The 17,482-nt window shown below is 31.9% G+C and carries 22 protein-coding genes; 7 read left to right on the top strand and 15 right to left on the bottom strand.

Annotation, left to right across the window (positions count from 1 at the left end; genetic code table 11):
* Positions 1–158 precede the first annotated feature (158 nt).
* Positions 159–941, top strand: coding sequence for an arginase family protein (locus tag NLJ82_RS11675; protein ID WP_000054635.1), 783 nt, complete (start codon positions 159–161; stop codon positions 939–941).
* A gap of 34 nt (positions 942–975) precedes the next feature.
* Here NLJ82_RS11675 and NLJ82_RS11670 read toward each other — a convergent pair whose 3' ends face one another.
* Together NLJ82_RS11670 and NLJ82_RS11665 are read right to left on the bottom strand one after the other, a co-directional pair.
* The gene (locus NLJ82_RS11670) at positions 976–1,635 is read right to left on the bottom strand and encodes a nucleoside/nucleotide kinase family protein (RefSeq protein ID WP_000657886.1); all 660 of its coding nucleotides are present in this window, start codon (positions 1,633–1,635) and stop codon (positions 976–978) included.
* Positions 1,635–2,531: a CPBP family intramembrane glutamic endopeptidase gene (locus tag NLJ82_RS11665; protein WP_001191544.1), complete on the bottom strand. Its 897-nt coding sequence runs from the start codon at positions 2,529–2,531 to the stop codon at positions 1,635–1,637. The genes NLJ82_RS11670 and NLJ82_RS11665 overlap by 1 nt, the downstream gene beginning before the upstream one ends.
* Before the next feature lie 375 nt (positions 2,532–2,906).
* Here NLJ82_RS11665 and cspD point away from each other — a divergent pair, with 375 nt between their 5' ends.
* A complete protein-coding gene (cspD, locus tag NLJ82_RS11660; RefSeq protein WP_000176368.1) occupies positions 2,907–3,110 on the top strand; it encodes a cold-shock protein CspD in 204 nt (67 codons plus the stop codon).
* An 86-nt stretch (positions 3,111–3,196) separates the two neighbouring features.
* A complete protein-coding gene (locus tag NLJ82_RS11655; RefSeq protein WP_000286198.1) occupies positions 3,197–3,382 on the top strand; it encodes a cold-shock protein in 186 nt (61 codons plus the stop codon).
* A gap of 39 nt (positions 3,383–3,421) precedes the next feature.
* Here NLJ82_RS11655 and NLJ82_RS11650 read toward each other — a convergent pair whose 3' ends face one another.
* The gene (locus NLJ82_RS11650; RefSeq protein ID WP_000885380.1) at positions 3,422–3,973 is read right to left on the bottom strand and encodes a GNAT family N-acetyltransferase; all 552 of its coding nucleotides are present in this window, start codon (positions 3,971–3,973) and stop codon (positions 3,422–3,424) included.
* A 202-nt stretch (positions 3,974–4,175) separates the two neighbouring features.
* Entirely contained in the window at positions 4,176–4,802 is a 627-nt protein-coding gene (locus NLJ82_RS11645; protein WP_000946613.1) for a class I SAM-dependent methyltransferase, read from the bottom strand.
* A gap of 205 nt (positions 4,803–5,007) precedes the next feature.
* Between NLJ82_RS11645 and NLJ82_RS11640 the strand changes: the two genes are divergently transcribed.
* Positions 5,008–5,556, top strand: a complete 549-nt coding sequence (locus NLJ82_RS11640; RefSeq protein WP_000275267.1) for a hypothetical protein — start codon at positions 5,008–5,010, stop codon at positions 5,554–5,556.
* 84 nt (positions 5,557–5,640) lie between these two features.
* On the opposite strand, the gene NLJ82_RS11635 is transcribed toward NLJ82_RS11640, so the two are convergent.
* From NLJ82_RS11635 to NLJ82_RS11615, 5 genes are all read right to left on the bottom strand, one after another.
* Entirely contained in the window at positions 5,641–7,041 is a 1,401-nt protein-coding gene (locus NLJ82_RS11635; protein ID WP_000860370.1) for a protoporphyrinogen oxidase, read from the bottom strand.
* Positions 7,042–7,101: 60 nt separating this feature from the next.
* On the bottom strand, positions 7,102–7,830 hold the full coding sequence (locus NLJ82_RS11630) for an alpha/beta fold hydrolase (protein ID WP_000600659.1): 729 nt from the start codon (positions 7,828–7,830) through the stop codon (positions 7,102–7,104).
* Positions 7,831–7,944: 114 nt separating this feature from the next.
* A complete protein-coding gene (locus tag NLJ82_RS11625) occupies positions 7,945–8,094 on the bottom strand; it encodes an aspartyl-phosphate phosphatase Spo0E family protein (RefSeq protein WP_000424361.1) in 150 nt (49 codons plus the stop codon).
* A 168-nt stretch (positions 8,095–8,262) separates the two neighbouring features.
* Positions 8,263–8,418: a hypothetical protein gene (locus tag NLJ82_RS11620; RefSeq protein WP_000428943.1), complete on the bottom strand. Its 156-nt coding sequence runs from the start codon at positions 8,416–8,418 to the stop codon at positions 8,263–8,265.
* 33 nt (positions 8,419–8,451) lie between these two features.
* A complete protein-coding gene (locus tag NLJ82_RS11615; RefSeq protein WP_000581022.1) occupies positions 8,452–9,012 on the bottom strand; it encodes a helix-turn-helix domain-containing protein in 561 nt (186 codons plus the stop codon).
* Positions 9,013–9,182: 170 nt separating this feature from the next.
* Here NLJ82_RS11615 and NLJ82_RS11610 point away from each other — a divergent pair, with 170 nt between their 5' ends.
* The gene (locus NLJ82_RS11610; RefSeq protein ID WP_000841793.1) at positions 9,183–10,070 is read left to right on the top strand and encodes a DMT family transporter; all 888 of its coding nucleotides are present in this window, start codon (positions 9,183–9,185) and stop codon (positions 10,068–10,070) included.
* Positions 10,071–10,091: 21 nt separating this feature from the next.
* Here NLJ82_RS11610 and NLJ82_RS11605 read toward each other — a convergent pair whose 3' ends face one another.
* From NLJ82_RS11605 to NLJ82_RS11595, 3 genes are all read right to left on the bottom strand, one after another.
* On the bottom strand, positions 10,092–10,604 hold the full coding sequence (locus NLJ82_RS11605) for a GNAT family N-acetyltransferase (RefSeq protein ID WP_000153560.1): 513 nt from the start codon (positions 10,602–10,604) through the stop codon (positions 10,092–10,094).
* 156 nt (positions 10,605–10,760) lie between these two features.
* A complete protein-coding gene (locus tag NLJ82_RS11600) occupies positions 10,761–11,687 on the bottom strand; it encodes a GNAT family N-acetyltransferase (protein ID WP_000152628.1) in 927 nt (308 codons plus the stop codon).
* A 55-nt stretch (positions 11,688–11,742) separates the two neighbouring features.
* A complete protein-coding gene (locus NLJ82_RS11595) occupies positions 11,743–12,267 on the bottom strand; it encodes a GNAT family N-acetyltransferase (protein WP_000673973.1) in 525 nt (174 codons plus the stop codon).
* A gap of 379 nt (positions 12,268–12,646) precedes the next feature.
* On the opposite strand from NLJ82_RS11595, the gene NLJ82_RS11590 reads away from it, so the two are divergent.
* Positions 12,647–12,829, top strand: a complete 183-nt coding sequence (locus NLJ82_RS11590; protein ID WP_001060699.1) for a DUF4021 domain-containing protein — start codon at positions 12,647–12,649, stop codon at positions 12,827–12,829.
* 42 nt (positions 12,830–12,871) lie between these two features.
* Here the strand turns inward: NLJ82_RS11590 and NLJ82_RS11585 are convergent, their stop codons facing one another.
* Complete coding sequence (locus tag NLJ82_RS11585; protein ID WP_000716557.1) at positions 12,872–15,103, bottom strand: MMPL family transporter; 2,232 nt, start codon at positions 15,101–15,103, stop codon at positions 12,872–12,874.
* A 122-nt stretch (positions 15,104–15,225) separates the two neighbouring features.
* Between NLJ82_RS11585 and NLJ82_RS11580 the strand changes: the two genes are divergently transcribed.
* The gene (locus NLJ82_RS11580; RefSeq protein WP_000436042.1) at positions 15,226–15,843 is read left to right on the top strand and encodes a TetR/AcrR family transcriptional regulator; all 618 of its coding nucleotides are present in this window, start codon (positions 15,226–15,228) and stop codon (positions 15,841–15,843) included.
* A gap of 141 nt (positions 15,844–15,984) precedes the next feature.
* On the opposite strand, the gene NLJ82_RS11575 is transcribed toward NLJ82_RS11580, so the two are convergent.
* Both NLJ82_RS11575 and NLJ82_RS11570 read right to left on the bottom strand, forming a co-directional pair.
* On the bottom strand, positions 15,985–16,638 hold the full coding sequence (locus tag NLJ82_RS11575) for an MBL fold metallo-hydrolase (protein WP_000401489.1): 654 nt from the start codon (positions 16,636–16,638) through the stop codon (positions 15,985–15,987).
* Between the two features lie 66 nt (positions 16,639–16,704).
* Positions 16,705–17,112 (bottom strand): GNAT family N-acetyltransferase, encoded by a 408-nt coding sequence (locus NLJ82_RS11570; RefSeq protein ID WP_000797949.1) that lies wholly within the window; start codon positions 17,110–17,112, stop codon positions 16,705–16,707.
* Positions 17,113–17,482: the final 370 nt, after the last annotated feature.

Here is a 17,482-nt window from a genome sequence, read left to right as displayed (position 1 = left end):
TACATATTTCCTTATATTGTATTTCTTTTCTTTTAAAATTGAAAGATTATTCTGTCAAAAAAACACTATCTTTTCTAAATACTAATTCCACTCAAAGCATTTCATTTTAATTTTATAAAAATAAATGATAGCCTTATATTTAAAGGAGATGAATAAATATGAGTTTATTGCATAACGGTTTAACTTTTTTAAACTTTGATGATACGTATTTATTACAAAATAAACTACATTCTTATTCACATGAAGATATTGATTTTACTCATTTAGAACACGCAAATCTATATTGCGAAAACACTTCTTTAATGCATATAAAAAGAGCATTAAATCGTAGAAAGAATAAAGGAATTACTTTTATAGGTTCTGGAAATTATCATTATGTATCTTATTTATTATTAGAAGAAATAAACAAGCCTTTTACCCTTATACTATTTGATCATCATACTGATATGAACTTACAGGGAGCAAATGAACAAACTCTTATTTCCTGTGGATCTTGGGTATCATTTTCTCTTCGAAATAATGATAATTTAAAGAAAGTAATCATTATTGGGCCTTCTTCTCTTACAATTCATTCTAATGATTGTCCATACGTAGAAATTTTTCCAATTGATATATCACATGAAGTATCCATACATACAATACTTTCACATATTCATACAGAAACAATATATGTAAGCATTGATAAAGATGTTTTAGATCCAAAAGTTACTATTACCAATTGGGATCAAGGGCACATGAAATTATCTAGACTTTTACAATTTATTCATTCTCTAATTATGAATAAATCTATTTATGGTATTGATATTTGCGGTGAACTCCCAGTTTATCCTTCTCAACTTTTCTTACCTAAATATAAAAATGCTATTCAGAAAAATGAACAAGCAAACTTACAAATTTTAAAAACAATTTATGAAACGAACTTACATATTCAATATGCGTAAAAAGAACGAGTACCTTATAAGGTACTCGTTCTTTTTATGCACGCTTTTCTTTTAACCACTTCGTAATCGCATCTAACCTCGAAACATCAAAACGATTCTCTTCACACACATGTAAACTGTTTAAGTTATTTACAATTTCTAGTTCATTCGTTTTTACACTTTTCGCTTCAATTATTTTGCAGTAACCGTCTGTAACAGTATTTAAATTTTCATAATAACGTTGAAACGATTTTGATATATGTAAATGTTTTTCAAAATTTCTTCTTCTTTTTGTCTCATCAGATTCTTTCCGTTTTCTAAGTTCTTCATCATTCGTATATAAATAAAAATATTGATCAGGAAAACCAATTTCCCTATTAATCAGCTTTTCTTTATAAAAGTTTTCTATTAAAGATAATGGCTGATCAAATATTTCAAAATGGAAACACCAATTATAACTAAGCGGCTGATAAATGTCTCCATCAAGTATTATTAATTTATATTGCTCTGACTTCTGCATTGCTATTTTCCAGCGCTCTACTTGTTTTTCAAAATACCATGTTCTATGTTCATTTTTTGGTCTTTCAAATAATAAATTCACTTCAGGTATAATATAAGCACCATAATTCTTTTCTAACTCACGACACGTTGTGCTCTTACCAACCGCACTCGCTCCCTCAAACGCTATAATCCCCATAGTTTCTCCCTCTTTCATTAACTAAAATCTCTTTGTTTCGCTTTTCTCCCCCATAACTGTTTCCATAAAACAATTGAAGCGATGGAGAGCATTATAGTTGTAATGATACTCCCTTCAATTCCGAACGAGCCTCCATGAAGGAATTCCGATCCACTTGTTACAGGTTTAAAAAGTGGTGTAGAATACATTGTCATTCCACTAACTGCAAAACCAAATACGTTATATTGTGCCCAATTCCAAATGGAATGCCATGCGCATATCCCCCAAAGACTACTGTCTTTCAAAACGTAAAAAGCTGCAAACACACCAACTAATATTATATTCGATATTGAAAGAATTGTAATACCTGGATTTAGTAAATGAAGAAAACCAAATAAAAATGAAGTTACAACAATACCGATCCATATACGGCTTCTAACAGAAAGAACTGGAAATAACCAACCCCGAACAACAATTTCTTCTGTTGCACCTTGTACCAAAAAAGCAACTAAAGATCCCACAATTCCAAGTATAGCGGTTGGTGTAATGTGTTGCATTTGTAGTTGTACATTTCCAGTTAATAAAAGTAGCATGACTGGTATTGAAATAAAAACAAAACCTATTAATGCACCTCTTAAATATTTTCTTATCCACTGATTTCTCCAAAACCCAATGGATGAAATTGATCTTTTCTCTACAAATCTAATCCATAAAAAAACAAAAAATATAGCTCCGCCAAACGTCAATATCATTTCAATATCACTATAAATTGCTTTCATTAAAAGCGTTTCTGCTTTCGGTAAAAACAACATAAATAACATGAACAATTCACCTAAAGTTAAAAATACAATTGCAAGTATAACAGCGAATACTGGATGAACTTTTCTTCTTCCTTCTTTGGCTGCTTCAATTATTTTAAATTTATTGGACTGCAATATTCTCGCCTCCTTAACAAATACATCAACACTATTCTTATACTATATATCGATTCACTAATACAAATTTTCAATAAAAATGTTCTTAGTTTAGCATAAACCAAAATTAGGAATAATATATAAATAAAAGAGATGTTTTTGTGTCTTTTACCATCCTATTTCACACTGGTATTACCAGCACTTGCTATTTCCCACCATTTGTTGTAAGATAGTAATTAAGGTCAATTTAACAGTATATTTTCTTTGCATATTATCAAGTATCAATCAGGAACATTTTATATTCCTTATGGGTTTTTGATAATATGTGAAATTTTATTTTTCATTCAAATAAGGCCGAACATATTGTAATCTTTTTAATTTTTAGGAGGCATTACCATGACATTAACAGGTAAAGTAAAATGGTTTAACAGCGAAAAAGGTTTCGGTTTCATCGAAGTTGAAGGTGGCAACGACGTATTCGTTCACTTCTCAGCTATCACTGGCGACGGCTTCAAATCTCTTGACGAAGGTCAAGAAGTTAGCTTCGAAGTTGAAGACGGTAACCGTGGACCTCAAGCTAAAAACGTTGTAAAGCTATAATTCAAACAATAAAAAGGTTGTTACCAGCACGGTTAACAACCTTTTTAATATATAACTAAAATTTTTTACATAAAAGGAGTGGTTACATGTATCGCAATCGAAAGAACGATGTAGCAGAAGTACCACCAGAACAAACCCCTGTCTGGGAATGTGAAGCAGAGGATTGTTTAGGATGGATGAGAAAGAACTTTTCATTTGAAGAAGAGCCTAAATGCCCTTTATGTAAAAGTAGCATGAAAAGCGGAGAACGTTTATTACCTAAGTTAGGTTAATTTTTTACTTACCCCCTCTTATTTAAGAGGGGTTTTTTATTATAAATTTAAATCTTCAACATCCGTTCGAACTATAGAATACAATAATGCATCATGTTGCTTATTTCCTTGATGAATATATCCACGTAATAATCCTTCTTTATGAAAACCTATTTTACATAACATTTTACAAGAAGTAACATTTTCAGGGTATGTAATAGCACCAATTCTAAATAAGCCTAAATCTTGAAATCCATAACGAATAATTTCCCTGGCTGCTTCTGACGCATAACCATTCCCCCAATAACGAGGATGTAAGTCATATCCAATTTCAGATCGTTTACTCCATAATTGTAAATTATTTAATCCAATTGTACCTATTAAAGTATTTGTTTCTTTTAATACAATCCCCCATCGTATTGCCTTTTTCTCAAAGTAATTTTTTGAAAAAGATTCAATCATACGTGAAGCTTGTCCAAACTCTGTAAAAGAATTCATACCGTAATAACACGTTACCTCATCCAATGAAAAGATTTCATATATTTTTTGACAATAAGATTGTTCTATTTCAACTAAACGCAAACGTTCTGTTTCTAATATAGGAAATGCCATAGGATCACTCCTTTCTTTCTACTTATTCATTATAGCAGAAAACATATTTATAATTAGGAAAGTCCTCAATGTCCCATTAATCAAATATTTCAAGAGTAGCCTACCCTCTTAATTCAATACGAACTAAGAGTAACCCTTCTTGCATTTACATGATGCGAAAAATAAAGAGATGATCATAGTACATTGATCATCTCTTTATTCCCTATTTATTTGCAACTAATGCCCAATGACATGGAGCTGTTTGTCTCCAATTTATACTTGAAAAACCAGTTTCTCTAAGAAGTGTATCTAACTCATTCACAAATGGATATACTTCTGTACTATCCCACTTCCTCCCAATTCGTTCTCGCGCTTCATTTAATGCAAAATCAGATATGAACATAATATCTAAAAGAAGAAATTTCCCTTCTTTCTTCACTATTCTATAAACCTCTTCACAAGCTTTTTTCCTCTCTGAAGGTAACACCTCATGAAAACAAAAACTGGAAATAACTATATCAAAAGCTTCATCTGCTTGATTCGTATTTGTAAATGATCCTACCTCTAAATGATACATTGGATATTTCTCTTTACATGTTTCTAACATCTTTTCTGATACATCCACCCCTACTACACTCTCATTATTTTCACTCACTAATGAAGCAAATGCACCTGTTCCAATTCCAATATCAATAATTTTTTCTTTCTTATATAGTTGAATTATTTCTTCCGCTTCAATCAAACTATTGTTATATCCATATAATGGACCTGTTGCTTCTTGTAAATTTTCATCGTAAGTTTTTGCCCATTCGTCAAATAATTTTTGCGTTGCTTCAACAGTACGTAACAATCACATTCCCTCCTATTATCCTGTTCTTATCTTCATTTTTAAAAAGTAATTGTATTATTCTCATTGCCATCACTCCGTTCGAATTGATATACCTTACCATTTCGATTCCATACTCACTTTTCCCTTCTAAAACACCCCCCTACCCCATACATTTATGGTAAAATATAGTCAATACATTATTTTATTGTGGAGGTGTAAATTTCCTTTGTATATATTCATCAGCTTATCCCTCTTACTCATATTACTCATATTTTTATTCGCAAAAAAGTTCACTCCAAACTCATTCATGATGACTAGTTTTAAAGGCAATAGCTTTAAAACATTTTTAATCAGCATTTTAATCGCCGCTACTCTTTCTCTTTCATATGGAATCTATCACGCAGCAACATATCAACCTAAACATCTAGATATCACATTACAAAATCAAAACTTTACTGTTTTCGGTAACGTTGGAGAGCTTGGATATTTCTCAGAAGAATTACTAAAAAAAGATACAGAAGTTAAGCTACATTTTGCCTCTTGGAAACCAATGCAATTAAATAATCCAGAAATAATAGTAAACTATCCTTCAGGTAAACAGGAAACATGGAAACCGAACATAACATTACTTCCTGCCAATAAATTAAAAGAGAAACATGGTATAAAAGAGCTTTATCAACTCTCATCATATTCATTTAAAGAATCCGGTAATATAACATTAACGATTACTGAGAATCATACAACGAATAAAAAGATCTCAATTCAAGTAAAATAAATAAAATGTCCCTCCAATATAACGGAGGGACATTTTATTTATTTATTTATTTATTTATTTATTTATTTATTTATTTATGCTATATTAATTTGTCGGTTCATTTAATGTTGCAATGATTTCATCTGCAGTGTTCTTTCCATTTCCAATACACGCACCAATTCCGACACCGTAATATGAGGCACCCGCTAAGTATACATTAGGATATAGATCCGTCATTTTTTCTTGTAATGTTTGAACTGCTTGATTATGTTCTAAATGATATTTCGGCATTAAATCTTTCCATTTTGTCACTTCAACTACTTCTGGTTCACCTTTAATTCCGAGACTCTTTTCAATATCATATAAAGCGACTCGTACTAATTCTTCTTCATTATAATTTTTAATCGTTTCATATACCGGATTCGTACTCTTATAAAACATTCTCACTAATAGCTTTTGGTTTCCAGATGTATGTTTCCACTTCCGACTTGTCCATGTACAAGCATCACAATGTAAATCACTGTTTTCTGTTACGATAAATCCTGTGCCGTCCGCTGGTAATTGTTCATCTAGTATGTCAAACCCTAAGTAAATACTTATAAGTGATGAATTTTTAAATGTATGAAACTGCTCGTTTAACTCATTAGACTGTAATAAAGTTTCTGCGATATCATGCGGAGTTGCTAAAACAACATAATCAGCTTGGATTGATTCGTGATTTGCAAAGGAGACTTCATAGCGATTACCTTGTTTACTTACAGCTGTCGTTACAACACCCTTCTTAACAACCGTCTCAGTCAGCACTTCTTCTAAACGATCAATAATCGTAGATAATCCACCTTTAAATGATACGAACTTTTTATTTCCTGCTGATTGAAACTGCTTTTTATTCTCTTCAAAACCTTTAATAATACTTCCATATTTATTTTTATAATCCAGTAAATACGGTAGTGTAGACGCCATAGTAAGCTCATTCAATTTACCAGAATATACACCTGAAAGCACCGGAGCAATTTGTCTTTCTACTAACTCTTTCCCTAAAAAGCTTTCTAAAAATACAGCAAGAGAAGTATCCTTCGTAAACTCTTTATTTTTCGTTATGAAATCTTTTAAAGCAACAATTTTCCCCTTCGTTGATACTAGCGTACTGCTAAACAACGATCGGGCACTCATCGGTATCCCAAATATAGTATCAGAAGGAATTGGATGTAAAATATTATCAGAATATATGTAAGAAATACCCGTTTCATTATATACCATTTCTTCTTCTAAATTTAAATCTTTTATAAGCGGCATGACATGTTCATTACGAGCAACGATAGAATCTGCTCCGGATTCCATAATAAAATCCTTTTCTTCTACACTATGGATTTTCCCACCTAAGTACTCTTCTTTTTCTACAAGGATTAAATTTAAATCTATATTATAATCCTTTTTTAATTTTTCTAAATAAAACATAGTAGAAAGTCCCGTTATACCTCCACCGATGACAACAACTGTTTTCATATGTATTGCGCTCCTAACCGATACAATTAATAATTCCTTTATTATTATACCCAAAAGTCCTTATATTCGACTAGCAACTTGCGCATTCTGTAAGAAATTAGACAATATATCCGAATAAATTTTCGGTTGATCATTATGTACTAAATGACCGGCAAACGGAATAACGGCAATATGAATATTTCCGTTTAATTGTTTGAACGTTGTAGCAGCTGTAACTTCATCTTCTGAATCTCCCCCAGCAATACAGAGTGTAGGTATTTGAAGATTCGCTACATCACCAGTTTCATCGAAAGGATACCAATCTTTAACTTGCCACGATTCAAGCAATGCTTTCCAATCACTTTTTTCATGAATTTGATTCATATACGTTATAACTTCTTCATTTTTCATCAATTGCTGATGACACTTCGCTTCATACTCCAGAGACTCTTCCCAATTATCCCTCTTAACTGGAAATATACCTGAAAAAGTTAATGTTCTCACTTTCTCTGGATACTTTTTTGCAAATAATAAAGCGACTAATCCTCCTAGTGAAACACCAGCTATATGACATCTATCAATTTGTAGATGCTCTAACGTATCATATAAATCCTTTGCAGAACGTAGGAAATAATTCTCCAATGTCCCCCCTGATTTTCCATGCCCTCTTAAATCAGGGCGAATGACTTGATAATTTTGTTCTCGAAAAAATGCTACCTGCTCTTCATATTCTACTAAACCTGTCATACCACCAGAATGTAAAAGTACGATTGGTTCTCCTTCTCCTGAAATGTACGTATGTAATATCATGCATCCGCCTCCTCTAAAACAGAATATTCCATCTATTATTAGTATATAGAATATACATCTGAATTTCCAAATAAAAAAGAACTATAACATTTTCACATCATGTCATAGTTCTTCCTATTTTAAAAACATAAAGTAATTAATTAATTTGTCTATTTCTTGACTTAATGCCAATACTTTTTCATGTTGAATTCCGTAATCTGATACTAAATATAAAAGTTCTTCTTTCTTTATTTCAATTACTTTTTCCAATTTCACTAATTCCATGTCGTTTTACTTCTCTCTCCAATACTAAAATGTATGTATTTTAGTATAGCCTATTTACATAATTAGTAAAAGTAAAATACTCATGTAAAATCTTACATATTTTAAAATAATATACTAACAACAAATAAATTTATATTTTTGTACCTTAATACAGACCATTAGGCTTCATTACGTATTCATAACAAATCGGAATTTCTCTAAAGTTATATCTTTATATTTTGGAGCCCTCTTAATATGATCAAAGTAACTATATGAGAATTTAAAGACATGTCCAAAATCCCAATCAATTGACAAGCCACCTTTTAAAACAGTTTTATTTTCCATCTTTCTATCCCCCATAAAAAAATCACTTTATACTCATCCTAAAGATGGCGTCAATACAAATAAAATATGATTGGATTCGTCACTTTTATTCAAAAAACGATGTTTCACATTTGGCGGGATACGTACAACATCTCCTTCTTCTAAGAAGTACTCTTTGCCTTCTAACTCCACATAAACTTCTCCTTTCATAACAACAGCAATTTCTTCTTTATCTTCATGTGAATAGTGATTTTCCGTTGTATTTGCTTGTTTATTTAGGTCCATCATTAACATTTCAATACGCGCTTTCATAAAATCAGGTGTTAATACATCGTATACGATGTGATCGTTATTTTCTCGATATACTTTCTTTCTATCTTTCTTCTTAGAAATGAGTGAATCTGTATCAATCTCATTAATAAATAGTGTAAATAACGGTACATTTAACGCTTTCGCTATTAATTCCAATACACTTAACGAGGGATTCGCATGTCCTCGTTCAATTTGACTAATTAATGAAGTACTAATTCCTGCATAATCCGCAAATTCGCGAATTGTCATCTTATTTTTCTTACGATAACTTAATACAGTTTGTCCAAGCCTATCATGTATCATAGTAAATCCTTCCTTCGTCCATCATAATATATATTTCATCGCTTTTGTGCTGACTTACTAAACAAAGGCAAATAATCCTTTTCTATCGTCTCCTAGACTTATATACTTACCTTTGTACATTTTATCGTATTTAGTTCATTATAATAGACAATCTATCGGAGGGACAAACTTTGAAATCACCTATTCTTTCATATTGCATCTTATTTTTCGGTGTATTCGCCTTATCAACTTCAGCGATTTTTGTAAAATTGGCAGATGCTCCTGCAACTATCATTGCTTTTTATCGATTATTTTTCGCTGCATTAATTCTGTTGCCATTATTACTTTTTAATCGAAACAATCGAAACGAACTAAAAACAATAACAAGAAGACAATGGGGATTCGGATTCATTTCTGGGCTATTTTTAGCTGCACATTATGTACTATGGTTTGAATCGTTACAATATACTTCTGTAGCAAGTTCTACAGTTATCGTAACGTTACAACCTTTATTCTCAATGATTGGTGGTTATTTTTTATTCAAGGAAAGGTTTACGAGAGGCGCGATTATCGGTTGCCTCATCGCTATTTCAGGAAGTATCGTTATCGGATGGCAAGACTTCCAAATTAGCGGGGAAGCCTTATACGGAGATATTTTAGCGTTTATTGCGGCCGGAATTATTACTGCTTATTTTTTCATTAGCCAATATGTTCGTAAAGATTTGTCACTTATACCGTATTCGCTCATTAGTTATGGAAGTAGCGCCTGTTTTCTTGGTATATTTGCTTATATGAAACACGAATCTTTTATCCATTACTCTACACAAACTTGGCTATGCTTTATTGGTTTGGCGTTTATTGCTACGATTTTAGGGCAAACGATTTTTAATTGGTTATTAAAATGGATGAGTGCTACTGTAATCTCCATGAGCATTTTAGGAGAAACAATTGGGACTTGTATACTAGCGTACTTTATATTAAATGAGACTATTTCTTTACAACAAGGACTAGGCATTACAGTTATTTTTATTGGTCTTGCATTATTTTTATTACAACCAAATTCTAATAAAAAAGCATGACATTATACTGTCATGCTTTCACTATCCATTATGTACAATTAAACCATCAGGTCTAAAACGACTCATCATAATTTCATTAATAAACTTTCCGTGAGCTTTCAAATTTCCTATCTTTACTCCCTCTTCTACAAATCCGAATTTTTCATATAGAGTTTTCGCTTTAGGATTCGTTTCTAAAACACCTAGTTCTACTCTCTCTAACATTAACCAATTATCAGCCAAATCAAGCATTTTTGTAAGAAGAGCTTTTCCAATGCCTTTATTATGATATTCACTATCTACCCCGATAAACAAATCACCCGAATGAGATCTACGTCCAGGACTTTGGGTTAACCCAACAAATCCTACAACTTCCCCATCATACTCTGCGACAAATTCAAATTGATTTGGTGCTAAATTTCGAATTCTATTTTCCATCGCATCTACACGCATGCTAGGTAAGAAAATCATATAAGGTAAAACGTCATCTTGTATGCATATACGGTGAATCGCTCTGGCATCTTGTATTTCTACTGCTCTTACTTTGATCGTCATATTTTCTTCCCTCCATATTCTTAACCATACATATATTCATATTCATTCTAGCCTCCTGCATGAAACCCCTTCTCTCCTTTATTTCTTTATGTTATTTTTATATAATTATTTCGGCATAATATTAGCTTTACGAACAAACTTATCTACATTAACCGGTTAACTTTTTACTTTATTATATAATGCAAGCAGCTTTTCCATTGGAATACCATTTACTTTCATACCGGCTATATCACAATTTTCTATTTCAATATTCTTCAAGTTACTATTATGTATTACACTACCTTGTAAATCACAATTATCAAATAAAATAGGTTCCTTCTCATCTCCAAGACTTGTATCTTTAAATTGAACTCCACCTAAAGTCACCAAACTAAATTTACTGCCAGAAAGATTTAAATCTGCATATGAAGAACTTCTAAAATTAATATTTCTAAACTTGGATTGACTTACATTACAATTGCTCATATTCATATTCCTTATATTGCTGCCAACAAATGAACTATTTTTTAAATTTACTTGATAATACTCGGTATTTTCCAAGTTACAGTTTTCATATTGGCTATTTTTCATGTCTTCATTTTTAAATACACTTTCTTTGTTTGAGCTCGTTCCTATTCTTTTCACGTAACAATACTCATCTTCTGATTCAAAAATTGTTTGGTAACCCATCTTTTTATAAAAATGGTGATTATTAATTTGTCTACTCGATGTTTCGAGATCCCAAATCCTTATGCTTGGATATTCCGCTTCTATTAATTTAATAACATTTGATCCAATTCCTTTCCCTTGATAAACAGGCTCTACAAAAATACGATCAATTCGGCCATATGATTTACCTGAGATCGTAACTATAATTCCCCCGATTATTTTTCCATCCATTATCACTTTGTAACAATTCAATTCTTCGATTGAATATCTCATCATTTCTACTGAAGAATACCCTGGTGGTTGGATGTTATAGTCAATAACATCACCTTGACCGTATAGCCATCGTTTTGCTTCTTCATCAAATGTTCTTGTCATTATTTCTGTTAACTTTTCTGCATCTAAAATTGTAGCTTTTTCTATAGATATTATTGTCATTTTTGTTTTCCCCTTTATTGTTACAAGCTAATAACCTTTGCGAACGAAATAATTATCAATTCACTTTTGTTTTTAAAGTTTTTCCCATTATTATATATGGAACATCATTTGTACTTGGGTGAAATGGCTCCAATATATTTACCCACTCTAATCTTTCATATAACGAACGCGCTTTTTCATTGTTTATTTGTGTTGTTAAAACACTCGTTCTATTTAAAATCCCTTTTAGTAGTTCATTATGTAATTTCGTTCCAAGACCTTCATTTTGATGTTGTGGATGAACTGCTAACTCTACAAATTCAAAACAATCTTGTAACCACTCTTCTACTTGCTCTAGATTTAACGCTTCTCTCATTAATTGATTATAGTACTGTCCTTCTAATGAACGATAACCATAAGTAAAACCAACCACTTCATTTTCATCATTTATTGCTACTATACCTTTAAAATCTGCATATTCTACATGTCTTTTCATTCGCTCAATCATCTCATTGAAATTTGTTTTCTCAAATGCTTTACAATACACTTTTGCCATATTCTCAATTAGAATCTCTTCTTTTTCAATACTTACGAACTTCACTTTACTATCCCCTATTAAATCATTTAAAATTTTAGCTGATTGAAAATAAAAAAAATTAAAACAATACCTCTCTTACTATTAAACTACAAATAAACCTATATTTTCCACTTTTACTTATTATTAATGAATAAAAAAGAGACCATGCAATATAAACATGATCTCTTCTATTATTTATTTTCACTTGTATATAATTAAAAATTAGTTTTTATTTTAGGAGGCTAATTTCCTTGCTTTCACCATAATTGTTCACTCCTAACAGTTTACATTTCACTCTAATTGTTTATTTAATTATATAACATCTATAAGAATCCATTCACATATTTCTGGAAATCCATCCACATACTATAAATAAATCAAATGAAATTTGGAGGATTCATACATGAATAACAAAAATGTAAATAAAAAAGAAAATGTTATCGAAAACGCTACACCTATTCAAAATAATACTACTGCCAATCTTACTATCGAAGAGCAAGCAATGAACGGCTTATATGGAATGCCAGAAACCGCTATTGAAGATGCTGATCATGCTGCATCTGATGATTTGACTTCAAAAAATTAATTACATTGAAAGAGCCAAGGAAAGTATCCTTGGCTTTTTCAACTACGCATCCACTTTTTGTATCTCTTCACTCTTCCTTGAAAGTTTTCCTGGCCAAAAAGCAAAACGGCCTAAAACGACTGTGATTGCCGGTACAAGTAGTGGTCTTACAATAAACGTATCTAGTAATACACCAATTGCTGTTACAATACCAAATTGAACGAGCACTTGAATTGGAAGTGTTCCTAATACAGCAAAAGTTCCAGCTAAAATTAAACCTGCGGATGTAATGACACTACCTGTTTGTATAACGCCATTTTTTACTGCATCCAAATGATTTTGTGTCTTTTTGTTTTTCCATATTTCTGAAACCATAAAGATATTATAATCTTCACCTAAAGCAACTAGAAATACAAATGCGTATAACGGTATTGCACCTTGAATGGCCGGTGCTCCCATACCGAAGTGAAGTAATATCCATCCGGCTCCTAATGCAGAGAAAAATGATAAAACAACAGTTACAATTAAATAAATCATCGCGACAATTGATCGTAAGTAAACAAGTAATAATAAAGCTATAATACTAATCATTACTGGAATAATAACCGCTTCATCACGTTCTGTAATTTGCTTTGTATCATATAATGAAGCCGTTTCTCCGCCAATCCATAGTCGATCTTCTGCATTACTAACCCCAGCATCTTTTAATACTTTTTCTACACGAGTTTTCAATTTAGGGATTTGATCTAATGCTTCAATTGAGTATGGATTTTCAGCTAAAGAAACCTCATACATTTTAATTTGCTTATTTTCTTTCCCCTCTTTTGGCTCTTTCACTGTTTTTACGAAAGAGAATTTCTCTAGTTCTTGTTTAATAGGAAGCTCTTTTCCTTTCGTATCAACGACAACTTTTACTGGCGCTAATTCACCAGCTGAAAAATGATCACTAATTAACGTAAACCCTTCGCGTGAAGGCATATCCTTTGGAAACGATTCTAATAGGTCATATGTGTATTGAATACGTGGTACAAATGAAGCCAATCCACCTAATACAAATACAGTAAGCATAATGATTGTCCACGGTCTTCGTACTACAACATCTCCAAGTTTGTTACTAAAGGCGCCTTTTGATTTTTTAACTTTTACGACTCTCTTTTTCTTTCTAGTAAATTCCTCATTCATCGAAGTTGTTCTCGGTATAAATGGGAAGAATGCGGCTCTACCGAAAATTAATAATAAAGCTGGTAAAATTGTTAAAGCAGCGATTCCCATAATGAATACAGCAACACTAAATGGTACTGCAAATCGATGAAAGGCACCATAATGAGCAAGCAATAATGTGCCTAATCCAAGTACAACAGTTAATGCACTCATTATTATAGCCCCACCAGAAGCTTTAATTGCAAGTTGCAGCGCCTTATATTTGCTTTCTTCTTCTAACAAGTACTCCCGATATCTCGAAATTAAAAATAGACAATAATCCGTTCCAGCACCAAACAATAGTACTGTCATAATTGATATCGCTTGGGCATCTACTTTAATCCATCCGTGATCAGCTAAAAAACCGAGTGTAGGACTAATAACACCGTATGCAAAGCCAACAACAAGTAAAGGTAAAATTGCTAAAATTGGTGAACGGTACAGTAAAATTAATAGAACCAATACGAGAAGTACAGTAGCAACTAACAATTTCACATCTGCTTGACTAAATAAACTAACTGCATCTGTTTGAATGCCTACTGGTCCAGATAATCGAACATGTAATCCAGAATCACTTATTTTTTGTTTAAATGGATCTACATCCACCTTACTATTCACTATCTTTCTTAAATCATCAAGATTTCCTTTTAATATATCTGTTCCAGCTGACTTGTTAAAAAATACCGGTGTAACAAATGATGTACCATCTTTTGATGCACTTTTTGATAATACTTGTTCCGGGATCGTATCAAATGGTGGTAACGTTGATTGTTCCTTTAAAGGACTAGCTTTTAACTCTTTATACACATCTTGTATAAGTTTATAATCTTGTGACTGTAATCCACCATCCCTATACCATACTACTAACAACGGATTCCCCGCATTATTCGGAAACTCTTTTTTCATAAGTGCTTCCGCTTGCTGCGACATAGCTGTTTCAGGTAAATTTTTCGGGTTCGGTTCTTTCGTACTATTTACTTGTGGTAACGTAAATGAAAGTAATAACGTAATAAGAATCCATACCGATAAAGTGATCCATTGCGTATTTTTCCCTGCTACAAGCCTCCCTAACATATGTAACGGATGCTTTTTCATAAAAAACCCACCTTCCTTTTTTCCTCCACTATTAATTATATATACTGGTCGGTTAATTAATCAAGAATGAATAAAAATTATGTTATAATTATCTAAACAATACATGTCAGGAGCGAATGGATTTGGAACAAAAACAACGCCCTCTTGGAAGGCCTCGTCAAAATAAAAATACAAAATCTACAAAAGAAACCATTTTAGAAGTTGCAACTCGGTTATTTCTTACTCAAAATTATCAAGTCGTTTCTATGGAGGAAGTAGCAAAAGTTTGTGGTGTTACGAAAGCAACCGTCTACTATTACTATTCAACAAAAGCAGATTTATTTACCGCTACTATGATTCAAATGATGGTACGTATACGTGAGAATATGTCTCAAATACTCTCTACAAACAATACTTTAGAAGAGAGATTATTAAACTTTGCTAAAGTTTACTTACATGCCACAATGGATATCGATATGAAAAATTTTATGAAAGATGCAAAATTGTCGTTATCTGAAGAACAATTGAAGGAATTAAAAAAAGCTGAAGATAGCATGTATGAAGTGTTAGAAAAAGCACTCGCTAAAGCGATGCAATTTGGAGAAATCCAAAAAGGAAACCCTAAATTTGCCGCTCATGCATTCGTATCTTTATTATCAATTGGGAATTTTAAAGATGAAAATGACAATCCTATTCTTACAAATATAGATGAATTAGCACAAGAAATCGTTTCTTTTTATTGGAACGGATTAGGACGTTAAAATTACATGGGTTTCCTTTAATAAAAAAGCATGTTTGTATTTCTTCAAACATGCTTTTTTATCATTTAAGTGTTTTATGTATATACCAACAATTAGACTACACTTTAGCATCCATTATTAAAAAATTATTATCTTTACCTTTTACAAATTTTGAAGTTGAATCTTTATATTCCCCTTACTTAATCCCCCGTGGTAACAAACTACAGATTCAATATCTAGATTTAAATACTTCTTCAAAGACTGCCGTGCTTCCATAATATTTAAAGTTGTTGGAGCATGAACTCCTCCTAACACTCCATTCACACTATACATCGAGTCTCCAGCGACAAGAATTTTGCTTGGTTTCAAATATAAACTAATATGCCCTGGAGTATGCCCTGGAGTATGGAGAATTAGTATCCCACCGCAATACGGAAGTTCTTGCCCGTCAATCACTGTGTCACTCACTTTTCCTTTTGGTGGATTCTCTACATGTACATCTTTCAATAAAGGTAAATCTCCCTCAATATATGGCTTATCTAACTCGTGCGCATATACTTTAATATCGCTTACACCATTCTCCAATACATTAGGAAGGCTACCTATATGATCTATATCCTGGTGTGTCAAAATCACAACTTTTACCTTATCAACAGATACCCCAACTCTCTCCATCTCTACTTGTATATCTTCGAATTGTCCAGGGAAACCAGTATCTATTAAAACTGCCATTTCATCATTCCATAAAAGAATTGGGTGAATGATAAATTCTTGAAATTCGAGTTGTAACATTTCTACCCCTTTTGCAATCTCCATACAGCAATTCTCCTTTATAATGAAGTTTGAAAATATGTACGAGTAAACTGAAAATATAAAGCACCGCTATCTCATAATATGTTTTGTCATCCCAATAGAGAATGCTTCAAACCCTATAGATTCATAATAAGATTGCAATTTTTCCACACACATAAGTTGCGGAATAACCTTGTTTTGTTCGCAGTGATGGATTAATCGTTTCACTATGTCTTTTCCAATACCAATATACTGATACTCCGGCATTACACATACACCACAAATAACGCCTGTTATTACTCCATCGGATATAACACGCCCCATCCCAATTAATTGTTCCTCTTTAAATGCATATATTGCATACCAACTTTGTTTACACATTTGTTCTAATTCATTCACTGTTAATTTAAGAGAATTCCATCCTAAAGATTCATATAAAGCTAATAATTCATTAAATTTTGTAGGATGTTCACTTGTGTAGTGTATACTATTTTTCATGTAAATACTCCTTATTCTATAGTTTGTTAATGTTCCATAAAATGCCCCTTATGAAAATTGCGATTGACGTGAAAATAACTAGAACAAACTTCAATAAGAAAAATAGAATTCCTTCTCAACATAAAATAAAAAGAAGTTATCTCACTTGAGATAACTTCTTTTATATAAGACTCTCATTATATTATTAACCAAAAATTATACAACTACATACGATAAGCACAAACAAAACTAATAAACCATTTGAGAAATAACCCATTGAATACTACCCCTTTATTAAATTATGTAAAAGATTTTATCATAAAATGATTTACAACTTAATAACTGAAAAAGACATTGTATTCATTAGTTACGTATATTTAGTAATATTTTA

Source organism: Bacillus paranthracis (assembly GCF_024296885.1).
Taxonomy (GTDB): domain Bacteria; phylum Bacillota; class Bacilli; order Bacillales; family Bacillaceae_G; genus Bacillus_A; species Bacillus_A paranthracis.
The sequence above is the reverse complement of the archived record's forward strand: the minus strand, read 5'-3'. Positions and strand labels throughout refer to the sequence as shown.

What these genes read in the sequence shown, in the direction of transcription:
- NLJ82_RS11590 (WP_001060699.1), top strand. Translation starts at nt 12,647, where the DNA reads ATGAATAACAAAAATGTAAATAAAAAAGAAAATGTTATCGAAAACGCT.
- NLJ82_RS11650 (WP_000885380.1), bottom strand. Translation starts at nt 3,973, where the DNA reads ATGGCATTTCCTATATTAGAAACAGAACGTTTGCGTTTAGTTGAAATA.
- NLJ82_RS11600 (WP_000152628.1), bottom strand. Translation starts at nt 11,687, where the DNA reads ATGACAATAATATCTATAGAAAAAGCTACAATTTTAGATGCAGAAAAG.
- NLJ82_RS11570 (WP_000797949.1), bottom strand. Translation starts at nt 17,112, where the DNA reads ATGAAAAATAGTATACACTACACAAGTGAACATCCTACAAAATTTAAT.
- NLJ82_RS11655 (WP_000286198.1), top strand. Translation starts at nt 3,197, where the DNA reads ATGTATCGCAATCGAAAGAACGATGTAGCAGAAGTACCACCAGAACAA.
- NLJ82_RS11615 (WP_000581022.1), bottom strand. Translation starts at nt 9,012, where the DNA reads ATGATACATGATAGGCTTGGACAAACTGTATTAAGTTATCGTAAGAAA.
- NLJ82_RS11575 (WP_000401489.1), bottom strand. Translation starts at nt 16,638, where the DNA reads ATGGAGATTGCAAAAGGGGTAGAAATGTTACAACTCGAATTTCAAGAA.
- NLJ82_RS11675 (WP_000054635.1), top strand. Translation starts at nt 159, where the DNA reads ATGAGTTTATTGCATAACGGTTTAACTTTTTTAAACTTTGATGATACG.
- NLJ82_RS11670 (WP_000657886.1), bottom strand. Translation starts at nt 1,635, where the DNA reads ATGAAAGAGGGAGAAACTATGGGGATTATAGCGTTTGAGGGAGCGAGT.
- NLJ82_RS11630 (WP_000600659.1), bottom strand. Translation starts at nt 7,830, where the DNA reads ATGATATTACATACGTACATTTCAGGAGAAGGAGAACCAATCGTACTT.
- NLJ82_RS11620 (WP_000428943.1), bottom strand. Translation starts at nt 8,418, where the DNA reads ATGGAAAATAAAACTGTTTTAAAAGGTGGCTTGTCAATTGATTGGGAT.
- NLJ82_RS11635 (WP_000860370.1), bottom strand. Translation starts at nt 7,041, where the DNA reads ATGAAAACAGTTGTTGTCATCGGTGGAGGTATAACGGGACTTTCTACT.
- cspD (WP_000176368.1), top strand. Translation starts at nt 2,907, where the DNA reads ATGACATTAACAGGTAAAGTAAAATGGTTTAACAGCGAAAAAGGTTTC.
- NLJ82_RS11605 (WP_000153560.1), bottom strand. Translation starts at nt 10,604, where the DNA reads ATGACGATCAAAGTAAGAGCAGTAGAAATACAAGATGCCAGAGCGATT.
- NLJ82_RS11585 (WP_000716557.1), bottom strand. Translation starts at nt 15,103, where the DNA reads ATGAAAAAGCATCCGTTACATATGTTAGGGAGGCTTGTAGCAGGGAAA.
- NLJ82_RS11625 (WP_000424361.1), bottom strand. Translation starts at nt 8,094, where the DNA reads ATGGAATTAGTGAAATTGGAAAAAGTAATTGAAATAAAGAAAGAAGAA.